Source organism: Lactobacillus gigeriorum DSM 23908 = CRBIP 24.85, from assembly GCF_000296855.1.
Lineage (GTDB): Bacteria > Bacillota > Bacilli > Lactobacillales > Lactobacillaceae > Lactobacillus > Lactobacillus gigeriorum.
This window is the reverse complement of record NZ_CAKC01000086.1, coordinates 96232-106709: the sequence shown is the minus strand read 5'-3', so window position 1 is coordinate 106709 and position 10478 is coordinate 96232. Positions and strand designations below refer to the sequence as shown.

General features: G+C 39.0%; 9 protein-coding genes. 6 read left to right on the top strand and 3 right to left on the bottom strand.

What is annotated here, in order from left to right:
• Window positions 1-962: C1 family peptidase (locus BN52_RS08180; protein WP_040473506.1), on the top strand; the 962-nt coding region annotated here is incomplete at its 5' end.
• A 45-nt stretch (window positions 963-1007) separates the two neighbouring features.
• Here the strand turns inward: BN52_RS08180 and thiD are convergent.
• Window positions 1008-1811: a bifunctional hydroxymethylpyrimidine kinase/phosphomethylpyrimidine kinase gene (thiD, locus tag BN52_RS08175; RefSeq protein WP_008474021.1), complete on the bottom strand. Its 804-nt coding sequence runs from the start codon at window positions 1809-1811 to the stop codon at window positions 1008-1010.
• 181 nt (window positions 1812-1992) lie between these two features.
• Between thiD and glpK the strand changes: the two genes are divergently transcribed.
• The 3 genes from glpK to BN52_RS08160 all read left to right on the top strand — a co-directional run bounded on the left by glpK (window position 1993) and on the right by BN52_RS08160 (window position 5306).
• Window positions 1993-3495: a glycerol kinase GlpK gene (gene glpK, locus BN52_RS08170; RefSeq protein WP_008474020.1), complete on the top strand. Its 1503-nt coding sequence runs from the start codon at window positions 1993-1995 to the stop codon at window positions 3493-3495.
• Window positions 3496-3573: 78 nt separating this feature from the next.
• Window positions 3574-4347 (top strand): tyrosine-protein phosphatase, encoded by a 774-nt coding sequence (locus BN52_RS08165; protein ID WP_008474019.1) that lies wholly within the window; start codon window positions 3574-3576, stop codon window positions 4345-4347.
• Window positions 4348-4355: 8 nt separating this feature from the next.
• Window positions 4356-5306, top strand: a complete 951-nt coding sequence (locus BN52_RS08160; protein ID WP_008474017.1) for a LacI family DNA-binding transcriptional regulator — start codon at window positions 4356-4358, stop codon at window positions 5304-5306.
• Between the two features lie 59 nt (window positions 5307-5365).
• Here BN52_RS08160 and BN52_RS08155 read toward each other — a convergent pair whose 3' ends face one another.
• Both BN52_RS08155 and BN52_RS08150 read right to left on the bottom strand, forming a co-directional pair.
• Window positions 5366-5854: a hypothetical protein gene (locus tag BN52_RS08155; protein WP_008474015.1), complete on the bottom strand. Its 489-nt coding sequence runs from the start codon at window positions 5852-5854 to the stop codon at window positions 5366-5368.
• 141 nt (window positions 5855-5995) lie between these two features.
• Window positions 5996-6838 carry a helix-turn-helix domain-containing protein gene (locus BN52_RS08150; protein WP_008474014.1) on the bottom strand — a complete coding sequence of 281 codons (843 nt, stop codon included), beginning with the start codon at window positions 6836-6838 and terminating at the stop codon, window positions 5996-5998.
• Between the two features lie 200 nt (window positions 6839-7038).
• On the opposite strand from BN52_RS08150, the gene BN52_RS08145 reads away from it, so the two are divergent.
• Together BN52_RS08145 and BN52_RS08140 are read left to right on the top strand one after the other, a co-directional pair.
• A complete protein-coding gene (locus tag BN52_RS08145) occupies window positions 7039-8697 on the top strand; it encodes an alpha-glucosidase (protein ID WP_008474013.1) in 1659 nt (552 codons plus the stop codon).
• A 19-nt stretch (window positions 8698-8716) separates the two neighbouring features.
• On the top strand, window positions 8717-10432 hold the full coding sequence (locus BN52_RS08140; RefSeq protein ID WP_008474012.1) for a glycoside hydrolase family 13 protein: 1716 nt from the start codon (window positions 8717-8719) through the stop codon (window positions 10430-10432).
• Window positions 10433-10478: the final 46 nt, after the last annotated feature.

The window sequence follows — 10478 nt, the reverse complement described above, 5'->3', positions numbered from 1 at the left end:
AAAAGCCGCTAGATGATCGCGAAGTGCAATCATGGTTGGGTTTCGTTGGTCAAGATGGTGGTTTATGGCCAATGGCGGTAAATCTCGTTAAGAAATATGGAGTAGTCCCATCATATGCGATGCCAGAAAGCTTCAACAGTAACCACTCAAATGCCATTGATGATTCATTGGCTCGCAAAGAGCGTAAAGATGCGTTGGTTTTACGTAAGTTGGTTCAAGCTGGCAAGCTTGAAGAAGCCGAAAAGGTCAGGAAACAATTCTTAAACGAAATTTATCGGATGGTTGCTGTTGCTTTTGGTGAGCCACCAAAGCAGTTTGACTTAGAATTCCGTGACGACAAGAAAGTATATCACTTAGATAAAAATTTGACGCCACAACAATTCGTTCAAAAATACTTAGGCGATTTTCCGTTTGATGATTATGTGTTGTTATTGAATGCACCTAACTTCGAATATAACAAACGCTATCACCAAGATATCTATGATAACGTTGCTGATGGTCAACCAATCGTAGGTTTGAATTTGCCAATTGAAGATTTGGCTCATGCGGCTATGGCTCAGCTTAAAGATGGTCAAGCAGTAATGTTTGGTAACGACGTTTTGAAGCAAATGGAACGCAAGAGCGGTTTTATGGATCCAAAATTGTATCAAACTGATGATTTATTCGCAGTTGATACGCAAATGAGCAAGGCTGATCGCTTAGCTACTGGCGAAGGAGCAGCTACTCATGATATGACCTTGGTAGGGATCGATGAAGACCATGGTGAGATCCGCAAATGGAAGATCGAAAATTCATGGGGCGATAAGATGGGACATAATGGGTTCTACACCGCTAGCCACGACTGGTTCAAAGAATACGTTTATGATGTTGTGGTAAACAAGAAATACCTTACTAAAGAGCAACAAGCTTTGTTGGACACTCCAGCAATTGACTTGAAGCCATGGCAACATATTGGTTTATAGTTCATAAAAAGCTGCGATCGTGCTAATCGCAGCTTTTTTGTAACCCTATAAATTTTCGGCAGCCCAATGGTTAATTGGACCATATTTAGAACCAACTTCAATTGGGTGACTTAAAGCGTCATAAGTAAAGTTCTTGGCGATTTCAACGCTGTCAATTAAAGCAGTGCCTTTTGCTAGTTCAGCTGCAATTACTGCTGAAAGCGTGTCTCCAGTCCCATTGACCCGATCGGTCGCAAAATACGGTTTAGTGAAAGCATGAAATTCACCATCTTCGGTTAACAGCCAGTCGGTTACTTCATTCGCACTACCATCATGGCGCCCTTTCATTAGAACGTTTTTTGCGCCTATAGCTTGCAACATTTTCGCACCATCTTTGATTTCTGCTAGTGAATTAAGTTCCAAGCCGGTAAGCTTCTTTTGTTCATAATAATTAGGGGTAATTATTTCTGCTAATGGTACTAAGCGTTTGATAAAGGTTTGATAAGAATCATCATCCATTAGCGTATTCCCATGCTTAGTTGAGATCACAGGATCAATGACGATTTTACCAAAATCATACTTTTCAAGATTATCAGCAATAACATTCATAACCTGTGAATCGGCTACCATTCCTGTTTTAGTAGCTTTAATCGTAAAGTCGGCAGCGAGGACCTCGAACTGCTTTTGAATAAAGTCGACAGGCATGATTTGGGCAGCATAAATTCCCGTGGTATTGCCCGCAACAGCCGCGGTTAATAAGCCCATTCCGTAAACTTTTCGAGCATAAAAAGCGTGAAGGTCGGCTGGCATTCCTGCACTGCCATCGCTATCATTGCCTGCGATAGTGACTGCAATTGGTTCTTGAATCATCAAAAAACCTCCTTTGTAAATATTATATAATTAATGCTACTAGGATAGATAACAGAAATCTAGCAAATAAACTTATAGAAACTATTTTCTAAGTTAATTTTCTTGAGTAAAAGACTTTCACAAATAGACCAAAAACATTAAAATTAGATAGAAAGCGTTTTTACACAAGGAGGAAATGATTGTGGCTGAAAAATATATTATGGCGATCGATGAAGGCACTACTTCAACTCGCGCAATGATCATTGACCACAACGGAAAGGAATTAGCATCTTCGCAACGGGAGTTTCCACAATACTTCCCACAACCTGGCTGGGTAGAGCACAAGGCTGAAGAAATTTGGCAAGCAGTTCAAACGACAATTGCTACAGCTTTTATTTCTTCAGGAATTCAACCAGACCAGATAGCAGCGATCGGAATTACTAATCAACGTGAAACGACAGTAATTTGGGATAAAGAAACAGGTAAGCCAATTTATAATGCAATTGTTTGGCAATCACGGCAAACAACTAATCTAGCTGAAAAATTAAAAAACGAAGGTTATAGTGAAATGATTCGGCAAAAGACTGGATTGATCATTGATCCTTACTTCAGTGCTACTAAGATTAGATGGATCTTGGACCAAGTACCTGGTGCTCAAGAACGAGCAGAAAAAGGCGAATTACTGTTTGGTACGATTGATACGTGGCTATTATGGAAATTAACGGCAGGCAAGGTTCATGTAACTGATTATACTAACGCCTCAAGAACGATGTTGTTCAACATTCATAGCCTTGAATGGGATGAAGATATCTTAAAATTGTTGAATATTCCTAGAGCCTTGTTGCCAGAGGTCAAATCTAACTCTGAAGTTTATGGCTACACTACCTCATACACTTTTTTTGGTGGAGAAGTGCCAATTGCAGCTATGGCTGGTGACCAACAATCTGCATTATTTGGTCAGTTAGCTTTGAAGCCAGGAATGGTTAAGAATACCTATGGTACTGGTTCATTTATTGTAATGAATACTGGAGAAGAGCCAACTGATTCAAATCATAATTTATTGACGACCATCGCTTATGGAATTGACGGCAAGGTTAACTATGCCTTGGAAGGTTCGGTCTTTGTAGCTGGTTCGGCAATTCAATGGCTTCGAGACTCAATGAAGATGATTAAGTCAGCTCCTGAATCAGAAATGGCAGCTTTGAAGTCTAAGTCAGAAAATGAAGTTTATGTAGTTCCTGCCTTTACGGGACTAGGTGCACCATATTGGGATGCAGAAGCGCGTGGTTCTGTTTTTGGTGTTACACGTGGAACAAGCAATTACGATTTGATCAAAGCCACCTTACAATCATTAGCTTACCAGACCAGGGATGTTGTTGATACGATGCAGATCGATTCAGGGATTAAAATTCCAATTTTGCGTGTCGATGGCGGGGCATCAAACAATAATTACTTGATGCAATTCCAAGCTGATATTTTAGGGACCAAGATCGAACGAGCTAAAGTTTTAGAAACAACTGGCATGGGCGTATGTTTCCTAGCTGGATTAGCAGTTAACTATTGGAAGAATGTCGATGAATTAAAGGACATTTTTGTGATTGGACAGGCCTTTGAACCAAAAATGGGCGAAGAAGAACGCGAAAAGTTATATAGTGGTTGGAAACGGGCAGTTAAGGCAACTGAAGTCTTTGCCCATGGTGAGTAGTGACTCACCTTTTTTTGTTGAAAAACGTTGCATCTTAGGTATAATTTTTTGTAAGCGTTATTTATTAAGGTGAGAAAGATGACACAAGATAGAATTATTGCATTAGATGGGCCATTGAACTTTCGTGATATTGGTGGTTATCAAACCGAATCAGGTCAGCAGGTTAAATGGAATAAGATTTATCGTTCCGATTCATTGAGTCGCTTGAGCGTAAGAGATAAGGTCATATTATTCAAGCGAAAGATTAGCGTCGACTGTGATTTGCGCTCAGAATACGAGAAAAATGCTGCTCCAGACAGCTTATGGGCGGGAGTTAAATTTGTCGATGTGCCACTATATTCCAATAATTTGCATGAAGATAAGGCAAGCAACAAATTATATCGATTTTTCCATCATTTACCAGAACTACAAGATAATTTTATAGGTCGCATTTACCAAAACACCTTGCTTAATACTCATAGCCAAAAAGAGTTTGCCAAGGTTTTCGAAGAGTTATTAACCTTGCCCGAAGAAGAAGGCTTAGTATATCACTGTAGTGCTGGCAAAGATCGAACCGGAATGATGACGGCCTTAATCTTGATGGCCTTAGGCGTACCAGATGATACGATCGCTCGCGATTATTTACTAACGAATCAATTATATGATTTCGCTCGTGAGCGGCAATTGCCAAGCAATGACGAAATTGCTTCAATGGTTGCTAAGATGAACGTAACGCGTGGCGAAGGGACGGCTATTCTCGGAATCACTGAAACGATAAGAGCTGGTTGGGGTGATTTTGCAAACTTTTTCAAAAAGGAGCTGGGCTTTAGTCACGAAGACTTAGCTCGTCTTAGAACACTATACTTAGAATAGGAAAAAATATGGTAACACTTTCAGATGTAGCAAAAGCAGCTAACGTATCCAAAATGACGGTTTCACGGGTAATCAATCACCCAGAGCAGGTAACGCCAGAACTACGGAGCCTAGTGGAAAATGCTATGGCGCAGTTAGATTATCATCCAAATTCAATTGCGCAGGCTTTAGTTAATAATCGAACTAATGTGGTTAAGTTTATTACTTTTGAAGATATTGATACTACTGAACCTTATTATATGAACCTGATTTTTGGCGTTGCACGTGAATTGACTAAAAAGCAATATGCCTTGCAATTAGTAACAGATCGGACGCAGATCGAAGAAGGACGAACAGATGGCTACTTGATTACTGGAGCAAGAAGTAGCGATTATGAAATGTTTGATGATTTAAAGAAGCCATTCATTTTATTTGGCGAAAATCATCGTGGGTTTGATTTTGTTGATACTGATAATCAAAAAGGGGTAAAGCTAGCGACAGAATATGCTTTATCGCGGTTATATAAACGCATCATTTTTATTGGGATCGATTTAAAAGAGCCATTTGAGTATTCACGAGAAGCTGGCTACATTAATACGTCGCAAAAGCATCAATTGATTCCGCAAATTTATCGCATCAGCAATCATAGCCATGCAGCCCAGAAGTTAATTGAAGAACATTTTGCAGAATTTAAAAAAGATACGTGCTTTATTTGTGCCAGTGATCGAATTGCAATCGGGGTAGAACGGCAATTGCAAGCTGAAGGGGCGCGAGTTCCAGAAGATTTTGGCGTTATTGGCTTCGATGGCGTCTTTTTAGATCAGGTAGCTAATCCTAAATTGACAACGATTAGACAACCAATTTTTAAGATGGGAGAATTACTAGCAACGATGTTGCTTCAGAAAATTGCTCAATCTGGTTCACCTCAAGGAGAGGTGTTGCTTGAACCAACTTTAATTAGAAGGGGATCAACTAGATAAGCTAAGCATCAAAAAAGCTTGATAACCTGTATTAATAGGGTTATCAAGCTTTTTTTGTCTTACTTATGTAGAAACCAGATAGTACCATCTGGGGTAACCCAGTTACCATCTTTAGCTCGGGTAAAAGTTAAAGTAAGCTTTCGATTTTTAAGTACTATTTTGTTTTTAGAGCGACTTACAAAAGCATGACCGAGGTCTTTGCCTAGATTGGTGTTGGCCTTTTTAAAGTCTGTTCTTCCTGTTATCGCCGAATAAATTGCTCGAGCAGTAGCAGTTTTCTTAAATTTAGTTTTTTTAACTAGATCGGGGTTATCGATAATTGATGCATCGTTGATAATAGTGACCCGATTTTTGGTAAAGGCGATGATTACATGTGCACCTAAGTGATTTTCGCTAAAACCATCACTGTGTTCAGGACTGTAAGTTTCTAAAGCATGGTTTTGCATGGAAAAGGGAACTGTTGGATAGTTATCGTAAACCAGCCAAACACCGGCGATTAGTAATAAAGCAACCAGTACAGCAAGAAGGTATTTAAGTTTTGGTGTCATACTGAGACCTTCTTTCTATGTAACAATAAAACAACGATCATAAAGCAAATGTGCTTTATAGTTCTTATTTTAGCTGGTTATCCAGAACAAATATTAAAATCTTGCAGATCTGAAAATTTTTAATAATTTTTTTGTAGCGCATCAGTGTTTGATTCTGGCTTCGACCTTTTTATACAGCGTAATCAAGGTTTTGGCTTCTTTAGTTAGTTCTAACTCGGCATATTGCGAAATTAACTGAAGCGCATGAGTATTGCTTTTACTTTCGCAGTATTCAAGTAAAAATACCAAAAATTTCCGCTCCATTTTCATAAAGGTCAATGATTGGGGAAGATCTATTTTTAGGAAGCTTGAGAGTAGGCGCTGGGCTAGAGGCAAATTACTAGTGACTAAACGTGCTAGGCTGTTAATTACGGCAATGATAATTGCACGATATTTGATTGAGGTTTCCTCAACAGTTGTTAGTTCAGTCAATAAACGTTGTGCTGTCCGATATACTTTTTCAGGATTAAGAATAAAAGTAGTTTGAGCAAATAAGTCAATGTAGTTTTTGCTCAAATAACTAACCTTGCTAAATAGTTGCCGATAGGCAACCGTCATCTTTTCAGATAAAAGATTTTTATCGGTAAGGAAAAAATAGTAGTTAGCTGCAATTGCTGCTGTACCAAGGTAATAATTCGAATGGGTTTCTAGATACACTTTTTCTGCCAAGCTAAAAAGGTGCTGTAATTTAACTAGATCTTGCTTAAGATAAGCGTGTTGAATCGCATCGATAGTCTTAGTTGCAGTTGGCAATTCACATTCGTTGATAAATTCTGGTAATGAAATATTGATTCTTTGCAAAAGCAATACTACCTTATAAAATGCTAAATCAATTTGATCATTTTCCCATCGTGATAGAGCTGCTGGCGAGCAAATATCTCGGGCTGCTTCAGTTTGTGAGATATTTTGCTTTTTTCTAAGTTTTTGATAAATTTGCCCCCACATCAAACTTCACCTCATTCTTTCAAGTTAGGGATGTAGCTAAAGTGACTAAGTCAAGATAAATATACCACACTTAATTAAAAAAACATAACATTTTAATTAAACGTGGTGAATAGATCCGTTTTTTTGATACCGCTAACAAACAGATAAATCTTGAAACCAGTTTCATTATCATTCAGACTTATTTTCAGGAGGAAAAGATTATGGCACATTGGTATGATAATGCGATCATCTATCAGATTTATCCCAAGTCCTTCCAAGACTCAAATAATGATGGTATTGGTGATCTTAATGGGATTACAGAGCGAATCCCCTACTTAAAGAAATTAGGTATTAACGCAGTTTGGCTAAATCCAGTTTTTGTTTCGCCACAAGTTGACAATGGCTATGACGTTTCGAATTATTTTGCCATTGATCCACACATGGGAACAATGGAAGATATGGAAAACTTAATTGCAAAGATGCACGAAGCAGGCATCAAGGTAATTATGGATTTTGTGCTCAATCACACGTCTGATCAACATCCATGGTTTCAAGATGCCATTCATAATCCTAATAGCATCTATCGTGATTATTACATTTTTGCTGGTAAAAATAATGAGCGTCCTAACAACTGGGGAAGCTTTTTTGGCGGTAGTGTTTGGGAACCAGATCCGGCAGGAACAGGCGAATTTTATTTCCATCTATTTGATAAGCGAATGCCTGACCTTAACTGGAAAAATTCAGAGGTTCGCCATGCGATGTTAGAAATTGCAGAATATTGGCTACAAAAGGGAATTGATGGCTTAAGATTAGATGCCTTTATTCATATTGCTAAAGCTGACTTACGACAGAACTTCCCAACTGCCGATAATTCTTCAGCTCCAGTTATTGCGGAGCCATTTTTTGCAAATTTGCCACAGGTACAAGAATGGATGCGGCCATTTTGCCAACGGATTAAACAAGACTATCCAGATGCGCTTTTACTGGGAGAAGCAGCTAGTGCAAGCGTAAATCTAGCAGTCGATTATACTGCTAAACGCAACGAGTTGATGGATTCGGTAATTACTTTCCGCTACTTCAACGAAGATCAAAGTAAGGTTGATTCGAGCTTTAATAGCCAATATCAGCCAAAGCCATTAGATATGTTAGCCTTTAAACAAACTCAAGCAGTTTGGCAACAAACTTTAGCAGGAATTTCGCAGCCTAGTTTGTATTGGAATAACCATGATATGGCAAGACTTAGAACTAGAGTGGCTCATAGCGATCTGCAAGCTAAGAGTTTGGCGATGTTGATGTATTTAGAGCGGGGAATTCCAGTCATTTATTATGGCGAAGAACTAGGGATGCAAAACCTTAACTTCGATGATGAAGCACAATTCCACGAACAAAGCGTCAATGATTTCGTTGCTAGTGCAATCAAAGCAGGCAAAAGTCGAGCAGAAGCATTGCAAATGGTTAGTCAAACCCATAAACTTCCCGCTCGTGGACCAATGCCATGGAATCATGAAGTCAACAATGGCTTTAGTCAAGTAACGCCATGGCTTACGGGACAAGCAGTTGGTCACGTTAATGTGGAAGATGAAGAGCAAGATCCACAATCGATGCTCAATTTCTACCGTAAACTCTTAGCTTTGAAACAAACCGAATTGTTCCAAGCAGGAAGCTATTACTTGTTAGCAACGGATCATAATTCATATGTCTATCAACGTGATTTAGAAGGACAATCCGCAATTGTGGCGATTTCTTTAAGCCCAGAAAAAACAGAAATAAGCATTCCTGAAGACTATTGTCAAGAAGCTTTAGTAGCTGGAAATTATTATCTAGATCAAGGCAAACTGACGTTAATGCCGTATTCAGGAGTAGTTTTAACGAAAGAATAATTTAGAGGTATAAAAACTTATGCAATTAGCAGCTATTCACCATCGCACTGAAAGTGAAGATTGTTTTGTAATTGACAATGAGCACGTTAGAATTCGCGTTCATACTGCCAAGAATGATATTAAGCAAATTGTTGCTCACTATACGGATAACTATATGCCAACAGAAAGCGATCGGACGGTTGAATTGACCAAAATCGGCGAAGGTCAAGTTAGCGATCACTGGGCAGCAACTTTACAGGCCCCATACCACCGCTTGAAATATACTTTAGAAATTACCGATCAGACTGGAGCTAAGGTGATCTATGGCGATCGTGGCTTTTCTGATTTTAACGAAAGCAATTTATTGGCAGATAGCTCTTACTTTAAAGTTCCTTATTTACATGAAATTGATATGACCAAAACGCCAAGTTGGGTGCAGGATACGGTTTGGTATCAAATCTTCCCAGAACGTTTTGCTAACGGGGATAAGAGCAATGATCCTGAAAATGTTAAGCCATGGAATGCTACTGACCATCCAGGACGTGAAGATTTTTATGGTGGTGACTTACAAGGGGTAATTGATCATTTGGATTATCTTAAGGAATTGGGCGTAAGTGGCATTTACTTCTGTCCCGTATTTAAAGCACCATCCAACCATAAATATGACACGATCGACTATTTAGAAATTGATCCTCATTTTGGCGACAAAGATTTATTTGCCAAGCTGGTTAATGAAGCCCATAAGCGTGGTTTGAAGATCATGCTTGATGCAGTTTTCAACCATATTGGTGCCGAGTCAATGCAATGGCAAGATGTAGTTGAAAATGGTGAAAAATCCCGTTTTGCAGACTGGTTCCATATCAACTCCTTCCCAGTTGAACCATATCAAGCGCCAACTGACAAACGTAAGGCACCGTACGAAACTTTTGCGTTTGAAAAGAGCATGCCTAAGTTGAATACTGCCAATCCAGAAGTTCAAGACTACCTTTTGAACATCGCAACTTATTGGGTAAAATACTTTGATATTGACGCTTGGCGTTTGGACGTGGCTAACGAGGTTGATCATCATTTCTGGCAAAAATTCCATGATGCTTTGGTGGCTATTAAGCCTGATTTTTACATTGTAGGTGAAATCTGGCACTCAGCTCGACCATGGCTTAATGGGGATCAGTTTAGTGGCGTAATGAATTATCCATATACTTTGCAAATCGAAGATCATTTCTTCCATAAGCGCTTGTCTGCTAAGGATCTGGTAGAACATTTGACTGATCAATTAATGCTTTATCGTGATAACACTAACCATGCAATGATGAATATGCTAGATTCACATGATACAGCGCGAATTTTAACAGTTGCTGGTGAGAATCAAGCTCTTGCCTTGCAAGCTTTAGCCTTCATGTTGGTTCAACCAGGTAGCCCATGTATCTATTATGGAACTGAAATGGGAATGAGTGGCGACAATGATCCAGACTGTCGTAAACCAATGGATTGGTCAAAACAAGGCAGCCCAGTTTGGGAAATGGTGCATTCGTTGATTGCTTTTAGAAATGAGCATGCTACTTTAGGTCATGGCGAAATTGTTATGAGCGTAACAGAAAATGACTTGATTAAAGTCAAAAGAGTCGGTAAAGAATCTATCTGTGCATACTTTAATACGACAGATCACGCCATCGAATTTTCTGGAGAAGCGGTTTTAAGTCAAAACTTAACTGCCGAAAAACTTGAATCTAACGGCTTTGCTTTCGTAATTGAATAAAAATAAAAGACGCTGATAGCGTCTTTTTTCTTGCTTGTAATATTTT

What these genes read in the sequence shown, in the direction of transcription:
- BN52_RS08140 (WP_008474012.1), top strand. Translation starts at nt 8,717, where the DNA reads ATGCAATTAGCAGCTATTCACCATCGCACTGAAAGTGAAGATTGTTTT.
- BN52_RS08150 (WP_008474014.1), bottom strand. Translation starts at nt 6,838, where the DNA reads ATGTGGGGGCAAATTTATCAAAAACTTAGAAAAAAGCAAAATATCTCA.
- thiD (WP_008474021.1), bottom strand. Translation starts at nt 1,811, where the DNA reads ATGATTCAAGAACCAATTGCAGTCACTATCGCAGGCAATGATAGCGAT.
- BN52_RS08160 (WP_008474017.1), top strand. Translation starts at nt 4,356, where the DNA reads ATGGTAACACTTTCAGATGTAGCAAAAGCAGCTAACGTATCCAAAATG.
- BN52_RS08165 (WP_008474019.1), top strand. Translation starts at nt 3,574, where the DNA reads ATGACACAAGATAGAATTATTGCATTAGATGGGCCATTGAACTTTCGT.
- BN52_RS08145 (WP_008474013.1), top strand. Translation starts at nt 7,039, where the DNA reads ATGGCACATTGGTATGATAATGCGATCATCTATCAGATTTATCCCAAG.
- BN52_RS08155 (WP_008474015.1), bottom strand. Translation starts at nt 5,854, where the DNA reads ATGACACCAAAACTTAAATACCTTCTTGCTGTACTGGTTGCTTTATTA.